This window comes from Kitasatospora sp. NPDC088160, assembly GCF_044741445.1.
Taxonomy (GTDB): Bacteria; Actinomycetota; Actinomycetes; order Streptomycetales; family Streptomycetaceae; genus Kitasatospora.
Window position 1 is genome coordinate 427,821 of record NZ_JBIUSS010000003.1, and the last position, 16,311, is coordinate 444,131.

General features: G+C 75.0%; 15 protein-coding genes. 3 read left to right on the forward strand and 12 right to left on the reverse strand.

The window, feature by feature from the left end:
• Positions 1-65: 65 nt before the first annotated feature.
• The 7 genes from ACIOGZ_RS06600 to ACIOGZ_RS06630 all read right to left on the reverse strand — a co-directional run bounded on the left by ACIOGZ_RS06600 (position 66) and on the right by ACIOGZ_RS06630 (position 9,891).
• On the reverse strand, positions 66-1,457 hold the full coding sequence (locus ACIOGZ_RS06600) for a DUF2079 domain-containing protein (protein ID WP_363630584.1): 1,392 nt from the start codon (positions 1,455-1,457) through the stop codon (positions 66-68).
• Positions 1,458-1,618: 161 nt separating this feature from the next.
• On the reverse strand, positions 1,619-2,221 hold the full coding sequence (locus ACIOGZ_RS06605; protein WP_363588479.1) for a TIGR03086 family metal-binding protein: 603 nt from the start codon (positions 2,219-2,221) through the stop codon (positions 1,619-1,621).
• Positions 2,222-2,416: 195 nt separating this feature from the next.
• On the reverse strand, positions 2,417-3,172 hold the full coding sequence (locus tag ACIOGZ_RS06610; protein ID WP_400985087.1) for an SDR family NAD(P)-dependent oxidoreductase: 756 nt from the start codon (positions 3,170-3,172) through the stop codon (positions 2,417-2,419).
• 294 nt (positions 3,173-3,466) lie between these two features.
• The gene (locus tag ACIOGZ_RS06615; RefSeq protein ID WP_400985088.1) at positions 3,467-4,222 is read right to left on the reverse strand and encodes a transglycosylase family protein; all 756 of its coding nucleotides are present in this window, start codon (positions 4,220-4,222) and stop codon (positions 3,467-3,469) included.
• 552 nt (positions 4,223-4,774) lie between these two features.
• A complete protein-coding gene (locus ACIOGZ_RS06620; RefSeq protein ID WP_363588483.1) occupies positions 4,775-5,443 on the reverse strand; it encodes a response regulator transcription factor in 669 nt (222 codons plus the stop codon).
• Between the two features lie 131 nt (positions 5,444-5,574).
• The gene (locus ACIOGZ_RS06625) at positions 5,575-7,224 is read right to left on the reverse strand and encodes a sensor histidine kinase (protein WP_363588510.1); all 1,650 of its coding nucleotides are present in this window, start codon (positions 7,222-7,224) and stop codon (positions 5,575-5,577) included.
• Between the two features lie 84 nt (positions 7,225-7,308).
• Complete coding sequence (locus tag ACIOGZ_RS06630; RefSeq protein ID WP_400985089.1) at positions 7,309-9,891, reverse strand: SpoIIE family protein phosphatase; 2,583 nt, start codon at positions 9,889-9,891, stop codon at positions 7,309-7,311.
• A 93-nt stretch (positions 9,892-9,984) separates the two neighbouring features.
• On the opposite strand from ACIOGZ_RS06630, the gene ACIOGZ_RS06635 reads away from it, so the two are divergent.
• Positions 9,985-10,314, forward strand: coding sequence for a DUF4326 domain-containing protein (locus tag ACIOGZ_RS06635; RefSeq protein ID WP_063351637.1), 330 nt, complete (start codon positions 9,985-9,987; stop codon positions 10,312-10,314).
• A gap of 12 nt (positions 10,315-10,326) precedes the next feature.
• On the opposite strand, the gene ACIOGZ_RS06640 is transcribed toward ACIOGZ_RS06635, so the two are convergent.
• Positions 10,327-10,893, reverse strand: coding sequence for a Uma2 family endonuclease (locus ACIOGZ_RS06640; RefSeq protein ID WP_400985091.1), 567 nt, complete (start codon positions 10,891-10,893; stop codon positions 10,327-10,329).
• 151 nt (positions 10,894-11,044) lie between these two features.
• Here ACIOGZ_RS06640 and ACIOGZ_RS06645 point away from each other — a divergent pair, with 151 nt between their 5' ends.
• Both ACIOGZ_RS06645 and ACIOGZ_RS06650 read left to right on the forward strand, forming a co-directional pair.
• Positions 11,045-12,343 (forward strand): PQQ-binding-like beta-propeller repeat protein, encoded by a 1,299-nt coding sequence (locus ACIOGZ_RS06645; RefSeq protein WP_400985093.1) that lies wholly within the window; start codon positions 11,045-11,047, stop codon positions 12,341-12,343.
• A gap of 50 nt (positions 12,344-12,393) precedes the next feature.
• Positions 12,394-13,029, forward strand: coding sequence for a uridine kinase (locus ACIOGZ_RS06650; RefSeq protein WP_363588492.1), 636 nt, complete (start codon positions 12,394-12,396; stop codon positions 13,027-13,029).
• Here ACIOGZ_RS06650 and ACIOGZ_RS06655 read toward each other — a convergent pair.
• The 4 genes from ACIOGZ_RS06655 to ACIOGZ_RS06670 form a co-directional block, all read right to left on the reverse strand.
• Complete coding sequence (locus ACIOGZ_RS06655; protein ID WP_363588494.1) at positions 12,977-13,834, reverse strand: DNA-formamidopyrimidine glycosylase family protein; 858 nt, start codon at positions 13,832-13,834, stop codon at positions 12,977-12,979. The two genes, ACIOGZ_RS06650 and ACIOGZ_RS06655, sit on opposite strands and share 53 nt — an antisense overlap.
• A gap of 42 nt (positions 13,835-13,876) precedes the next feature.
• A complete protein-coding gene (locus ACIOGZ_RS06660) occupies positions 13,877-14,332 on the reverse strand; it encodes a universal stress protein (protein ID WP_363588496.1) in 456 nt (151 codons plus the stop codon).
• Between the two features lie 189 nt (positions 14,333-14,521).
• Positions 14,522-15,502, reverse strand: a complete 981-nt coding sequence (locus ACIOGZ_RS06665; protein WP_363588498.1) for a zinc metalloprotease — start codon at positions 15,500-15,502, stop codon at positions 14,522-14,524.
• 77 nt (positions 15,503-15,579) lie between these two features.
• Positions 15,580-16,290, reverse strand: a complete 711-nt coding sequence (locus tag ACIOGZ_RS06670) for an AAA family ATPase (protein ID WP_400985095.1) — start codon at positions 16,288-16,290, stop codon at positions 15,580-15,582.
• Positions 16,291-16,311: the final 21 nt, after the last annotated feature.

Genomic DNA, 16,311 nt, shown 5'->3' on the forward strand with positions numbered 1-16,311 from the left:
AGTGGAATAGTGACCCACTGCGGCACCCGGGTCAAGCCGGACCGGGGGCCCGGCGATGCGGACGATCAGGGCCGTCGCAGCAGCAGGAGGGAGTCCTGGTCGACGACCCGCCGGTAGCCGAGCTGCTCGTACTCGACCAGCATCCGGGCGGTGTCGGCGGTCGCACACGGGGCCTGCACGCTCGGGTCCGTCCGGTCCACGACCACCCACTCGGGCCCCGGCCCGGTCGGCGCCTGGCAGACCAGGGTGACGGTGGCCCGGCCGGTCAGCTGCGCGGCGAGGCGGTTGGAGGCGGCGACGGCCGCGCCGTCGGGTATCGAGCCGAGCAGCGCCCGGGTGTACGCGAGCCGGGGCGAGGTGCGCCACGCCTCGGGCATCACCACCTCGTGCAGCGGATAGACCGGCACCGTCACGGCCGCCACCAGGGCGCTGACGGCGAGCGCGTGCCGCGCCCGGCGCGGGTCGGTGCGGGTCAGGGCGTCCACCAGCGCGGCGATCACCAGCGGCATCAGCACCGCGCTGTAGTGGTAACTGACGCCCCAGTAGTGCGGGTTGGCCGAGAGCAGCCGCCAGCCCAGGGTGGGCACGCAGAGCAGGACCAGCGGCGAGCGCAGCCCGAGGAAGCCCGCGGTGGCGGCGAGCAGGAAGAGCAGCAGCCACTTGATCGGGGGCCAGCCGATCCGGGCCGCCAGGGACCAGGGCGAGGGCCGCCCGCCGCCGTCCAACTGCTGCCAGTAGTCGAACCCGCCGTGCGGGTTGAACGAGGGCAGCACCACCGTCACGGTGAGCACGGTGGCCGCGACCCCGACGCCCGCGAGCACGAGCCCCGGCAGCGGGCCGCGCCGGCCGCACCCGCCCTGGCGGGCCCGCCAGGCGATCAGCAGGCCGAAGGTGGCCACGGTCAGGCCCAGGTCCTCCTTGACCAGCAGCAGCGGCAGCGACCACAGCGCCGCGGCCAGGTGGCGGCGCCGACCGAGCGCGGCGGCTGCGAAGGCCAACAGCGGTACGGCGAAGGCGATTTCATGGAAGTCGTCACTGACGGCCCGGACGATCCCCCAGGACGCCCCGGTCACGCATCCGATCACCAGGGCGACCCGCGGCCCGCCCGCCTCGTACGCCCACCGGGTGAGCGGCACGACCGCCAGCGCCATCAGCAGCGCCTGGGCGACCAGCAGGGTGACGGCCCCCGGGAACAACCGGTAGACCGGAGCGAGCACGGCGATCAGCGGGTGGAAGTGGTCCCCGAGCAGGTGGTAACCGGGCCCCTTGAGCGGCACGATCGGCGCCTGCCCGTGCGCGTACGCGCGGATGGCCTGCTCGAAGATGCCCAGGTCGTAGGCCTTGCTCAGGCCGCGCCGGTAGCGGTTGACGGCGACGCAGGTGTAGAGCGCGGCGAACCCCGCGGCCAGGCCCCAGGCCAGGACGGCAGGTCGACGCGGCGGACGGAACAGACGCATCGGCAAAGTACCCTTTCACTATTCGATTAGTGGAAGGGTGGTGGAAGGGCACACCGCCGTCAACCCCGGTCCGACCGCGCCGACCGGGCCTCCGACCTGCCCGGATGCGGTCCGCTAGGCGGCTGATGTGGAGCCTGTGGAGCCCGCCGGCTCCGTGGGACTCAGGACCGCACGGCCTCCGGGTCGCGGCCGAAGAAGCCGGCGAGCCGGTCGTACGGCGGGGCGTCCTCCGGAACGGCGACCTCGGGACCGAAGGCGTGCTGCTCCTCCTCGGCGCCGCGGTACCCGGGCGTGAGGGCGCCGCGGGCCCAGGCCAGGGCGGCGAGAGCCACCTCATGGTCCAGCCCCTCGGTGGACTGGTCGGTGGCATGGGCCAAGTCCCAGTCGTGGACGGCGAATTCGGCGATCTGCTGGTCCACCGGGAAGCGGGCCGGCAGGGCGCCGACGCCGGGGACCTCCAGCGTGCCGGTGAGGTCGCCCGCCGCCCGCCAGGCGTCGACCAGTTCCTCGGCGCCGGCCTCGAAGGCGTGCAGCCAGTCCTCCTCCACCCGCTCGAAGGGCTGCGACCAGTCCGGCTGCCCGCCCCCGGCCCGGACGGTGAACTGCCGCAGGTCGAACAGCAGATGGCTGACCAGGTCGCCGACGTCCCAGGAGCGGCAGGCCGTCGGGTGCCCAGCCAGCTCGACGCCGACACCGTCGATCAGCCCGGCGGTCTGCGCGAGCGCCCGGGCGAGCAGGTCGATCGGGTCTTCCGCTGCGGTCATGGCACACCTCTCGGTCGGGAGCGCGTCGCCGGCGTGGCCGGGTGCGGTCGGGAGCACCGCTCGGACCGGGCGATCGTAAACGCGTCCGTCGACGACCGCCCGCCACGACACCGGCCCGGTGGTCGCACCACCGGGCCGGTCTCCGTACTGCGACGTGCCGCGAGCTGTCAGGCCTGAACTGTCAGGCCCGAACTGTCAGGCCGCGAACCCGCCGTCCACCGCGAGCTCCGCGCCCGTGACGTACTGGCCGTCCTCGCCCGCCAGGTAGGCGACGGCGGCGGCGACGTCCGCGCCCGCGCCGAAGCGGCCGAGTGCGGTCAGGCTGTTCTGGAGCTCGGCGGCCTCACCGTCCGCCGGGTTCATGTCGGTGTCGATCGGGCCGGGGTGGACCACGTTCGCGGTGATCCCGCGCGGGCCGAGTTCCCTGGCCAGCGCCTTGGTCAGGCCGATCATCGCCGCCTTGCTGAGCGAGTAGACGGTGGCGCCGGGGAAGGCGACCCGCTTGGCGATGCAGCTGCCGATGGTGACGATCCGCCCGCCGTCGGCCAGGTGCGCGGAGGCGGCCTGGGCGAACAGGAACGGCGCCCGGACGTTCACCTCCAGGACCCGGTCGACGTCGTCGAGCGCCAGGTCACCGATCGGGCCGAGGACACCGACGCCCGCGTTGTTCACCAGGACGTCCAGCCGCCCGAACCGCTCCGCGACCTCCGCGACCACGGACTGCACCGCCTGCGGGTCGGCGCAGTCCGCGCGGACCGCCCAACCGCGGCGCCCCATCGCGGTGATCTTCGCCGCGACCTCCTCGGCCCGCTCGGCCCCGCCCTGATAGGTCAGGGCGACGTCGGCACCCTCCTCGGCCAACCGTAGCGCGACCGCCGCCCCGATCCCCCGGCTGCCGCCGGTCACCAGGGCCACCTTGCCGTCGAGCTTCGCCGCACCGTTCATCGTCATATCTCCAGAACTCCTCATTCGGATGTGATCCGACTCGTTCCGATCAGAACCCCCGGTTCCGATCTCGGACATGACTCGATCCTGGGCCTCGGCGCCGGAAAGCTCCGGCGGTATTCAGACGTCGCGTTCAACCTTCAACTATCTCCCGAAGCGCCCGCGCACACGGCCTCACGCCCGCTCGCACGCCCCCTCCCCTCGTGCCTGGCCCTCTCTCGCACCCGACCCCGGAAACGCGCCGGGCCGAACGGCCGGCCCCGGGGAGGGGCGGCCGCTCGGCGCGGGTGTGCGGAGGTGTCAGACGGTCAGGGTCTGGCCCGGGAAGATGAGATCCGGGTCGCCGCCGATGGTGCGGGCGTTCTTGCCGTACAGGTTGCCGGTGTCGGTGCCGAACTTGGCCGCGATGCCGCTCAGCGTGTCGCCGCTCCTGACGGTGTAGCCGCCACCGGAGGTGTTCTTCTCCGAGGACGGCGCCGACTGCGCCGGCTTGGCCGACTGCTGCGGCTTCGACGCCTCCTGCTGCTTCGGCGCCGGCTTGCTCTTCGGCGCCTGCGGGGCCTGCGGCGCCTGGGTCTTGGGCGTCTTGGCCTTGGGCGCCGGCTTGGCAGCCGGCTTCGAGGGTGCGGTGTCGGCGGTGTCGACGGCGGCCGGGGCGCCGCCCTTGCTCAGGCCCGCCTTGGCCGAGCAGACCGGCCACGCCCCGGGCCCCTGCGAGGCGAGGACCTTCTCGGCGACCGTGATCTGCTCCGCCTTGCTGGCCTGGTGGGCCTGGGGGGCGTAGGCGGTGCCGCCGTACGCCCTCCAGGTGCTGGGGGTGAACTGCAGTCCGCCGGAGAAGCCGTTGCCGGTGCTGATGCTCCAGTTGCCGCCGCTCTCGCACTGGGCGACGGCGTCCCAGCTGGAGGTGGGCGCGGCGGAGGCCGAGGTGGCCGTGACGAGGCCGGCCACCGGCAGGGCCGCGACGGCGGCGCCCGCGACGACCGCCATCCGCACGCGGTTGCGCTTGGTGGCGGTGGTGTCGGTGGCAGCGGCGGTCTCGTGACGGGAAGTCATATAAGTCCTCTCGGCAAGCCCCGGGCGGGCAGGCGGAACCAGACCCATGACGGGCCGATAGTCGCGCTCACCTCGCTCGACGGGCGGCCGGACGCGTCTGGGACGCGCCGTGCCGCCCCGGCCACCTCCACTCGCCGACGACCTGTTCGAGCTGGTTGCGTCGGCGGGCACGGCCCTCGCGCCGGGGGTCAGGTCGGCGGGCCATGCGTCGGGGTGAACCCGGGTGGTGCTCGTTGCACCGCCAATGAAGCTACGGGCCACCTCGGGGTGCAGCAAGCAATTCTTGGTCTCCGCAGGTCAGTTGACTGTTACCGGCGGTATTGATCAAGGTGCCGTGCCCAGTTCGACCAGGTTTGACCACATTTTCAAGATCAACTGATCAACTTTCACGCCCCCCTTCACCTCTGTCCACCTGTGAGCCCGAGCACACCATCCACCCGCCGCGACGACGAGCCGACGCACCGTCACCACTGAAGCCGGAGTTCCCCGTTCCGTCGGGCCATCTGGTGGCATCCGCCACACCCGACACGCTCCGCGACCGATCGGACGCGTTCAGTCCCGGGCGCCGAGCTCCGCGTCCCGCGCCAACAGCGCCGCCTGCACCCGGTTCTCACAGCCCAACTTGGCCAGGATCCGGCTGACGTACGTCTTCACCGTCGCCTCGCTCATGTGGATCCGCGCCCCCGCGTCCGCGTTGGACAGCCCCTCGCCGAGCAGCGCCAGCACCTCCAACTCGCGCGGCGTCAGCACCTCCAGCCGGCGCCGGGCCTCCGCACCCCGGGCGGCCGCCGAACCGCTGCGCCCGGAGGCCAGCGAGTCGACGATGTGCCGGGTGGCGGCCGGGGACAGGAAGGCGTACCCGCCGGCCGCCGCGCGCACCGCCTGGATCAGCTCGTGCGGCGCCGTGTCCTTGAGCAGGAATCCGGCGCCGCCCTCGGTCACGGCGCGCAGGACGTTCTCGCGCTCCCCGAAGGTGGTGAGGATCAGCGCCCGCGCGCCGGGTGCGACCCTCGGCAGCTCCGCGAGCGCCGTCAGCCCGTCCATCACCGGCATCTGAATGTCCAGCAGCACCACGTCCACCCCGTGCGCCCGGGCCAGCTCCAGCGCCTCCCGCCCGTCGGCGGCCTCGGCGACCACCTCGATGTCGGCGGCAGAGCCCAGGATCATCCTGATCCCGGCGCGGATGAGCGGCTCGTCGTCGGCGACGAGGACTCGGATCACGGCTGGTCATTCCCCTCGAACGGTGCTGCGGCAGGAACACCATCCTCACATCCGGCCGAACCCCGCGCCCCACCCGGTCAGAGCGGTCAGGACGGTCAGAGCGATCAGGGCGGTCAGGGCGGTCAGGGCGGTCAGGACTTCGTGAGGTAGTGCTCCTTCTCCACCAGCACCCCGTCCTTGAAGCAGAACCGCATCACATTGTCCTGGCCCCAGGCGTCGCTGAGGTCACCGGACAGGTACCAGCGGCAGTGCGCGCCCTCCGGGGGCTTCGGCCCGCTGCCCCGGTAGTCGTCGGTGAAGAAGGTGTTCCCCGGCGGCAGCCGGTGCAGCACGTCGGCCTCGGGCGTGCCGGTCTCCAGCCCGTCGTACACCGACTTCGGCACCGTCGCGTCGTCGGTGCCCTGGACGAAGGCCACCACGCCCCAGATCAGCAGCCCCAGCACGGTCAGGCCGACCGCCCCCACCCCGACCGCGCAGCCGATCGCCGGACTGCGCCGCCCCTCCTCCGCCCCGACGACCGGCGGCAGGCCGTCCAGCACCCAGTCGTCGACCCCGGCGATCGCCGCGGCCCCGTCGCCCGTGCCCTCCGCCCCCTCGTACGGCAGCACGCCGGCCAGCCGGAACCCCTGGTCCGGCGTCGGCCCGGCGTGCACCATGCCACCGACCAGCCGGGCCCGCTCCCGCAGGCCGGTCAGCCCCTGGCCGCCGCTGACCGCCGGGCCCGCGCCGGCGCGCACGCCCACGGGCTCCGGGGCGCACGGGTTGACCACCTCCACCACCAGCGCGTCCGGCTCGTACCGGAGCGCGACGGTGATCGGCGCGCCGGGGGCGTGCTTGTGCGCGTTGGTGAGCGCCTCCTGCACCATCCGGTACGCCGCGTGGTCCACCGCGGCGGCCAGCGGACGCGGCTCGCCCTCCCGGGAGAAGGAGACCCGCGCCCCGGCCGCCCGCGAGGAGTCGACCAGCCCCTCGATCCCGTCCACCCCGCCCCGGGCCGGGGACGCGTCCGTCGCCGGCCGCACCGCCGTCGACTCGTCGTGCAGGACGCCGACCACCTCGCGCAGCTCCCGCATCGCCGCGACCGCCGCCTGCCGCAGCACCCCGACCGCCTCGCGCTGCCGGTCGTTGAGCGTACGGTCCACCTCCAGCGCGCCGGAGTGCACGGAGATCAGCGCCAGCTGGTGGCCCAGGCTGTCGTGCATGTCCTGGGCGATCCGGTGCCGCTCACGCAGCCGGGCCTGGTGCACCACCATGACCCGCTCGCGCACCAGCTGGTCGTTGCGCTCGCGCAGCGCGTCCAGCAGGGCGCGGCGCTGGGCCCGGTAGCGGCCCCACAGCGCGGGCAGCACGGCGACCAGCAGGAAGCCGCCGAGCGAGAGCCCGACGATCAGCTTGGGCGAGGCCGAGCCGGCGTCCTTCAGCACCCCGGTCACCATGAACAGCACCCAGCTCAGCACGAAGGTGCCGACCAGCGCGGTGACCCGGCGCAGCCTCGCCCCGGCCGACCAGCCGGCGCAGACCAGCAGCAGCATCGGGCCGACGGCCCAGCCGGCCGCGGCCGAGGTGAGCAGCAGCACGGTCGCCGGGAAGGCCGGCCGCAGCACCCACAGCAGCGCGACCCCCAGCCCCACCAGGACGGGGTGGCCGGCACCGGCGGCCACCTCCAGCAGGGCCGCGACCCCGCCCATCAGCAGGGCCAGCGCGCCCTGGCCCACCACCCGCCGGGGCGGCCAGGGCCCGGGAAACGCCGTCCGTACCGCCTTCTTCCAGGCCCGCGCCATCGCATCCACCCGTCGAGGCTATCGGGCCGCGCCACCCGGCCGCCGCCACCGTTCGTCGCCCCCGCCCCCGACAAAAGTCGCCGCTCACGGCGTTCGGGGCACCTCCGTGGGCACGCCCGTGGGCACGCCCGTGGACACGCCCGTGGAGTCATCCTCACCGAAGGCCATGAGCAGCAGCGCCACGTCGTCCACCCGGTGCGAGGAGCCGACCTCGCGCAGGATCCGTTCCGCCAGCAGCTCCAGGCCGTCCGGCCCCTGCGCCCCGCCGCGCCCGAGCGCGGCCCGCAGCAGGTCCACCCCCTGGTCGATCGCCATCGCCGGATCCTCCACCAGCCCGTCCGTGTACAGCGCGACCACCGTGCCGGGCGCCAGGCGCAGCTCGCTGACCGGGTACTCGGCCTGTTCCTCCACGCCCAGCAGCGGCCCGCCCGGCACGTACAGCGCCTCGGCCCACCCGTCCGGGAAGCGCAGCACCGGTGGCAGGTGCCCGGCCCGGGCGATCCGGGCGCGGCCGTCGGCGGGGGTGAGGCGGACGAGGCAGCAGCTGGCGAGCAGTCCGGGGTCGAGGTCGAGGAGGAGCCGGTTGGTGCGGGCGAGCACCTGGTCGGGCGGGTCGCCGCCGGTGGCGAAGGCGCGGACGGCGCTGCGCAGCTGGCCCATGGTGGCGGCCGCGCCGACGCTGTGGCCCTCGACGTCGCCGATCACCAGGGTGACGTCCCCGCCGGTGACGATCGCGTCGTACCAGTCGCCGCCGATCTCCATGCCCTGGGTGCCGGGCAGGTAGCGGGCGGCGATCCGGATGCCGGGCACGTCCGGGAGGCGGTGCGGCAGCAGCGCCTGCTGGAGGCCGCGGGCCAGGGCGAACTCGGCGTCGTACAGCCGGGCCCGTTCCAGGGCCTGGGCGATGAAGCCGCCGAGGGCGGTGAGCAGGCCGCGGTCCTCCGCGGTGAAGGGGCGCGGCCGGTCGAAGCCGAGGATGCAGCTGCCGACGGGGTGGCCGGAGGCGATCAGCGGCAGGAAGGCCCAGGCGCCCATGTCGTCGAGCGCGATGCCGGGGTAGGCGGCGGCGAGTTCGCGGACCGATTCGAAGAAGATCGGGGTGCCGGTGCTGAGCGTCTCCGCGCCGGGGATGCGGGCGGCGACCGGGGTGCCCTCGAAGCCGTCCAGGAAGCCGTCCGGGTAGCCGGTCTGCGAGATCAGGTGCAGGTGTTTGTCGCGCACCCCGTAGATGGCGAGCTCCTGGCCGCCGAAGGCCGGCAGGATCTCCTCGGCCACGGCCCGGCAGACCTCGCGCACGCTGACCGCCTCGGTGAGCGCGCTGGCGAGCTGGAGCAGGTGGTAGGTGCCGCCGATGCCGGCGGGGGCACCGGTCGGGGTGGCGCCGCGGGCCGCGGACGGCGGGGGCGCGGCCCTCGGTTCGGCCGCGCCCGGCGGGGCTTCCGCGGCCACCACCCGGCCGGTGACGCCGTGCGTGTCGGGGTAGAGCGAGAAGGCGAGCCAGCCGTCCGGCGGGCGGGCGGCCAGGAAGGCGGTGGGCTGCTGGGAGAGCAGGGCGGCCCGGTAGCGGTTCTCGAAGAAGGGGTCGGCGAGCCAGGGCAGCACGTCCCACAGGTGGTGGCCGACCAGGTCCTCGCGGCGCGCCTGGAGCAGTGGCTCGGTGGCGCGGTTGGCGTAGCTGACCCGGCCGTCCGGGTCGAGTGAGAAGACGCCCTCGCGCAGTCGCTCGACGGCGGCCGCGGCCGCGGTGAGGGTGCGGGCGTCCAGCACGGCGCCGACCAGATGGGTGCGGCCGTCCGAGATCGCCGCGGGCACCCGCGCCCAGAGCTCCACCGGGTACGGGTGGCCGTCCGGCCCGAGCACCCGGACCCTGGCCGCCAGCACCTCGCCCCGGGCCAGGGCGGTCCGGGCGGCGGCCCGGAACTCGGGCAGGTCACCGGGGGCGATCCGGCTGCCGAGGGCGGCCACCGTGCCGTCGAACTCGTCGGGTTCGAGGCCGAAGATCGCGAGGAACTGCTCGTCGGCGGCCAGCGCCCCGGTGGCGACGTTCCAGTCGAACATCCCGACCCGGCAGGTCGGCGCGGACGGCGGCGGCAGCTCGACCACGGCCGCGTCGCCGCCCGGCTCCACGGGGTGCCCGGCCGCCGCCAGGCCCGCCAGCCCTGCGGCCAGCCGCTCGGCCACCTCCGCCAGCCGCGACGGGGCGTCCTCCGGGACGCCGTCGTCGGAGGCCGGCCAGAACACGCTGAGCACCCCGAACCGCTCCTCGCCGCCCGCCACCGGCACGCAGGCGGAGGCGAAGTCGTACGGCATGCCGACCGCGAGCTGCGGGAAGCGCCGCATGGTGTCCTCGGTGTCGGCGAGGGTGACGGTCCGCCCGGTGCGGAAGCTGACGGCGACGGGCAGCGGGCCGGCGGCGGCGATCCGCCGGAACGGGCTCATGATCGACAGCGGTACGCCCGCGATCGTGCAGAGCACCAGCGAGCGGCCGTCCCGCGAGCGCAGGTACACCATCGCCCCGTACGCCCCGGTGCCGCCGAGCGCCCGGCGGACGGCGCCCGCCAGCAGGTCGTCCCGCTCGGCCGCCGCCGGGGCGGCGTGGGGCTCCAGCGGCCGGTGCGGGCCGGGCGGCGCCGCCCGGTCACGGCCGCCCGCGTGCGGATGGCGCATGCTCTTTTGCTACGCCGGGCCCCGGGGCGTGTCAAGGCGAGCCCTCCGGGACCCCGGATGCCCGTCGGCCCCGGTTGCGCCAGCATGGACGGCATGCCGACCACCTCCGGCCGCACCACCGTGGTCAACCTCAAGGGCCACCGCGACGACCCCTCCTGCGCCGACGTCGTCTACGTCGGCCGCGCCATGCACCGCGGCGGCTGGCACCTGTCCGAATCCCCGCTGCACTGCCCCTACCGCCCCGGCCCCGACCTCACCCGCGAGCAGATGGTCGCCGACTACCGCGCCTACCTCCTCGCCCGCCCCGACCTGCTCGCCCTCGTCCCGCCCCTGCGGGGCCACCGCCTCGGCTGCTGGTGCGCCCCGCTCCCCTGCCACGCCGACGTCCTCGCCGACCTGGCCGACCACCCACCGCAGCACTGACGGGCGCGCGCCTCACAGCCCGGAGAGATCGGCCTCCACCGCGTACGGCACCACGCCCTCGACCTGACCGGTGAACAACTCGCCCACCCGGTACGAACCGCTCGCCGCGTCCAGCACGTAGGTGTGGACGATCGGGACGCCGCCGGAGACCTGCTCGACCCGCCAGTGGAACGGGATGCCCGCCTTGGCGTACTGGCCCGGCTTGACCACCCGGTCGGTGGTCTCCGAACCCGGTGGGACGACCTCGACGAGCAGCAGCACGTCCGCGGGTCTGGTGGGCGACTCGTCGATCGTGTCCGCCCGGTAGACCACCACGTCCGGGCGACGGTTGTTCAGCGGCACGTCCTGGAGCCTGACGTCGAAGTCCGTGTCGGCATTCCACTCGGCGCCGCCGGCCGCGTCCAGGGCGTTCGCCAGGAACCGCGCGAGCCGGTTGTGCCGTTTGGAGGCGCTCGGGCTCACGACCACCGTCCCGTCGACGATCTCGATGCCCTCGCACTGCTCCACGGTCCAGGAGTCGTACTGCTCGCTGGTGATCTGCCGGTGCATCCACTCGGGTGCGATCATCTCGGCCGTCACGCCGTACCTCCCCCGGGGCTGCTGGGCGGGCCTGTGCTGTGGGCCTCAGCCCAGTACGCCCCGGTCGGGGTTTCGGGTGGTTCGGGGGCTGTTCGATATCCTCCGGGCGAGTGGTGGCGCGTGGGGCGCCATGGGGGAGGTGGGAGCCGGTATGCAGTCGCCGTCGTCCGAGGGGCCCGTGCGCGAGGCCTCGTGGCAGTGGGACGGGGAGGCGGACGGCGCCGCGCGGGAGCCCGTGGACGTGGTCGGCGGGGGCGGGGACGGGCCGCGGCTGAGCCGGCGCGGGCTGCTGGCGGGGGCCGGGGTGCTGGCGGCGGGCGCGGCGGTGTGGGCGTTCGGCCGTTCGGGTGCGGACCAGCCGGCTCCGCCGCCGAAGCCGCAGCCGACCGCGTTGTCCGGGCCGACCCCGCTGTGGACGTACCGGGGGCCGGAGGCGATGACCCCGGAGCGGCTGACCGGCCCGCCGACCCGGCCGGTGTTCCTGTCCCGGGCCGGGCTCCAGGTCCTGGACCCGGCCACCGGCGAGGCGGCGCGGCTGCTCACCGTCGACCCACCGCGCGGGAACTGGCCGAGCGACCTGGAGGTGCTGGGCCAGGTGGTGCTCGGGCCGGACCGGGTCTTCACCACCTCCCCGGGCCACCTGGACGCCCGCCACCTCGGCGACCCCGCCGCCGACTGGAGCCTGCCGCTGCCCGACGACCTACAGGGCTCCGTCCAGTTGTCCGGCTTCGACGACGGCACCCTGTACGGGTACGTCTGGGACTGGTCGCGGGAGAGCTCGACGCCGAACGGCCGGCTCTTCGCCGTCCGGGTCGCGGACCGCTCGGTGCTGTGGCACCTCTCCATCGACCGCAACGAGCGGCCGTTCACCCCGGTCACCGCGCCCGGCGGCCGCCTCCCGTGCCTGCGCAACCTGGGCGACGGCAGCGAGCTGGTGGTCCGGGACGCCGCCGACGGCCGGGAGCTGTGGACGGCCCCCAACACCGGCGGCCTGAGCTGGTGCGTCTGCGGCCCGGTGCACCTCTACGTCCCCGACGGCGCCGACGGCGTCCGTGCGCTGCGCCCCGGCGGCGAGCCGGCCTGGACGGTCTCTCCCGCCCGGGGCGAGTCGTGGCGGGCGATGGCCCTGGTCTCCGACGGCCCGCGGGTCTACCTGACCCGCGACAACGGCCTGGTCACCGGGCACGACGCGGTCACCGGCGCACGGCAGTGGGCCTACCGGCTGCCGTTCCTGCTGGACCGCCGCAGCCATCCGCTGGTGGTCGGCGGCACGCTGTTCGTCCCCGGCCCGGCGGCCGCCGGGGTGTGCGCGATCGACACCGCGAGCGGCACGCCGCGCTGGACGTTCCTCGACTCGGGCCCCGGCAAGGACGTCTGGTCGCTCGCCATCGACGCGAACCACCTCTACGTCGGCCACGACGACGTCCTGCACGCCCTCCCGCTCACCTGACCGCCCGGCACCACAGCCACGACGGCACGACAGCACGACAGGATGGCCTGATGCAGGTGCACCCGATCTCCCCCGACCGGCTGGCCGACGTGCTCGCCGACCGCATCGCCGCGCTGTCCGACCCCGGCGGCCGGTGGCTGCGGGTCGCGGTGGACGGCGCGCCCGCCGCCCGCCCCGACGTGCTCGCCGACGCCCTGGTGGAGCCGCTGCGGTTGCGCGGCCGCCCCGCGCTGCGGGTGTCGGCGGCGGGCTTCCTGCGCCCGGCCTCGATCCGGCTGGAGTACGGCCACCAGGACGCGGACGCCTTCCACGACCTCTGGCTGGACGACCGCGCCCTGCTGCGCGAGGTACTGGACCCGCTGGAGCCCGGTGCCAGCGGCCGCGTCCTGCCCTCGCTGCGCGACCCGGTGACGGACCGCTCGACCCGCGCCGCGTACGCCGAACTGCCGCCCGGCGGCGTGCTGTTGCTGGACGGCGCGCTGCTGCTCGGCCGCTGGCTGCCGCTGGAGCTGGCCGTCCACCTCGCGCTCACCCCGACCGCCCTGGCCCGCCGCACGCCCGCCGACCAGCAGTGGACGCTGCCCGCCTTCGCCCGCTACGAGGCGGAGACCGGCCCGGCCGAGGCCGCCGACGTCACCGTCCGGGTGGACGACCCGCGTCATCCGGCCCTGGTCGAGCGGACCTGACACCCGTACCGGCCGGGGCCGGGCCGCGCTGGCAGTAGGGGCACCAGTACGCCACCCGGTCCTGCGGGGGCGTGCCCTGGCGGGCGGTCCGCACGAGGGTGCCGCAGCGCGGGCAGGGGCGGCCGGCCCGGCCGTAGACCCAGTGCTGGTGGCCGCGCCGGGTGTCGCCGGTGGTGACGTGGCCGGGGCGCAGCCGGTTGGCGTCGAGGATCTCCCGGGCCCGCTCCACCAGCCGGTCGGGGCGCGGGAGTTGGCCGACCTCGGTCCACGGGGTGACGCCGGCCAGGTAGCAGAGTTCGGCGGCGTAGACGTTGCCGATGCCGGCGAGGTTCCGCTGGTCGAGCAGCGCCTCGGCGAGCGGGCGGCCGGGGTGGGCGAGCAGCCGGCGGACGGCCTCCACCGGGTCCCAGTCGGGGCCGAGCAGGTCGGGGCCGAGGTGGCCGACGGCGCGTTGCTCGTCGGCGGTGCGCAGCAGGTCGACGACGGGCAGCCGGTAGCCGACGGCGGTGCCCCGCTCGGTGCCGAGGACGGCGCGGATCTGCCAGGCGGGGCCGCCGGACCAGCGCTCGCCAGGCCGGTAGACCTCCCAGCGGCCGTCCATCCGCAGGTGGGTGTGCAGGGTGAGGCCGCCTTCGAGGCGGGTGAGCAGGTGCTTGCCGCGCGGGGCGACCTCCAGCACCCGGCGGCCGGCGAGGACGGCGGTGGCGTGCGCGGGCACCCGCAGGTCGGCGCTGGTCAGCACCTGCCCGGCGAGGGCCTCGTGCAGCCGGGCCGCCGCGCGGTAGACGGAGTCACCTTCTGGCATGCCTCCATCCTCCACCGCGCGGCGGCCCGGCGGGGCGGCGCGCTACTCGGCCTCGGCCACCTGGCCCTCCCGGACGACGACGACCGGGCAGGACGCGTGCTCGGTGAGGTGGCGGCTGACCGAGCCGAGCAGCACGCCGGAGAAGCCGCCGAGGCCGCGGCTGCCGACGACGAGCAGCGCGGCGCCCTTGGCGGCCTCCAGCAGGGCCTGGGCGGCGTTGCCGGGCATCACGCTCTCGCTGATCCGCACGCCCGGGTCGTCGCCGACGACCCTGACGACGGTGTCGGAGAGGGTCTTGCCGGCCAGTTCCTCGGGGTTGAAGACCTCGGCGGACGGCACGCTCGGCGCGGCCCAGCCGTAGAACGCCGGGTACTCCCAGGCGGCGATCGCGGTGATGGTCCCGCCGACGGCCCGTGCGTAGTCGACCGCCCAGCGCAGCGCCTGCTCCGAGGCGGGCGAGCCGTCCACGCCGACGACGATCCGGGGGTTGGCACTCATGGCGTTACTCCTTGGCGCTCAGTTCCTGCTCGGTCCCGACACCCCGAACATAGATCAAATCGGGCGTGTGGTCGATATTTGCCACGCCGTGATCGGCGTTTTGCATTCAGATCGATGGCAATAGGCCTGGCCGATCTGCGGTTCTGCGGTTCTGCGAGGATGCCCGCTTACCGGACCATCCCTGACGGCTCAACTCCGGTAAGCGGCCCAGGAGTCGGCCATCCGCTGGACCTGGCCAGGGGTGAACTGGCTCATGCAGGAGTCGTAGCTGTAGTCCATGAAGTTGTGGATCGGGTCCAGGCCGGGCCCGGTGCAGGTGTGGCGGCCCTCGGGGCAGCCGTAGGCGGGGGTGCGCTCGGGCGGGGTGTCGTCCACGTAGTCGCCCGGGGGCAGGCAGCCGCCCTGGAAGGTGTGGAACAGGCCGAGCCAGTGGCCGATCTCGTGGGTGGCGCTGCTGCCCTCGTTGTAGTGGGCGGCGGCGCCGCCGGGCAGGGAGGCGTCGAGGACGACCACGCCGTCGTCGGCGGGGTTCGAGCGGAAGGCGCCCGGGAAGGTCGACCAGCCGAGCAGGGACTGGCCGAGCTTGGCGGTGTAGAGGTTGAGGGTGCCCGCGTCGCCCTTGCGCAGCGCACTCTTCATCGCCGCCTCGGCCCCGGAGCCGGGAGTGATGCCGTCGTACCAGGAGGCGTTGTCGGTGTAGTCGGTGCCAGCCAGCTCGAAGTGGAACTGGCTGGGGGTGTTGCCGTCGCCCTGGCCGCCGTAGGTCGCGTTGAGGTGGTCGATCTGGGCGGCGACGACGCCCCCGTCGAGCCGGCCGGCGTCACCGGCGTGGATCACGTGGACGAAGACCGGCACCGTCGTCGGGGCGCCGATCCGGGCGTGGGCGGAGGAGAGCTGGGCGAGCCGGTCGTCGAGGTCCGCCTGCATCGCCCGGGCCTCGGCGGCGGTGACGGCGTTCGGGTCCTGCCCCGCCTGGCCGCCGGCCGGCTTGCGGGCGGCGGCGTCGGAGTCGGAGCCCGCACAGGCCGCGGTCACGGCGGCCGCGGCGGTCACGGCGGCGGAGTGCGGGGCCGGGGCGGCGAGCTGGCTGAGACCGGTGGCCGCGACCAGCGCGGCGGCCCAGGGGAACAAACGGGGGGCACGCGAGCGCACCCGGGCAGTACGGCGCATCTGCGCTCCTGACAAGGGAGTTGACGGAGTGTCGGCCGCGCCCCGGGCCCGCCCGGCTCGGCGCGGACCCGCCGAGACTACGACGCGGCGAAGACGATCTCCCGCAGGGCGCGCGCGGCGGCCCGGTCGAGTACCACGGCCGACGCACAGCCCTCCGGCGGCCGCCCGGCCCCGGTGAGCCGGCGCCGCAGCCTGTCGACGGCGGCCCGGTGCCGGAGGAAGGCGTAGCGGGAGACGCCCTGCCCCCGGCTCTGCTGACCCTCCCGCGCCTCGGCCGGTTCGGCGTCCAGCAGCAGCAGGTGCACCCGGCGGCCCTGCCGGGCGGCGGTGCGGGTCAGCCAGAACCGCACCCAGGACAGCGAGCCGCAGTCGTGGACGGCGAGCGGCCCGCCGGCCAGCACCGCGCGCCGCAGCCGCCGGTAGTGCGCGATCCGCGCCAGCGGGCGGTAGAGGGCGTACGGGAGGCGGCCGGGCAGCCTGGCCGCGTACTCCTCGCGGACCAGTTGGGAGTCGACCAGCGGGGCGCGCACGCAGCGGCGCATCAGGGTGCTCTTGCCGCTGCCGGGCAGCCCGGAGACGACCAGCAGGTCGCCGGCGGGGTAGTGCAACGCCACGGGGGCGGGGCCGGCCCGCAGGTCGTGCAGGCCGGGCTGCACCCGTAAGGCCTGCCGGGCGGCGGCGAGGCCCCGTCCAGGGGGCGGCGGCACCCGGGGTGCCGCCGCCTCCGCCGTTCTCGTCCTGGTCACCGGTCCTCCCCGCGCCGTTCCCTCCCTCGGAGCATTACGCATTCCCAAGAGCGAGTAAAGAGC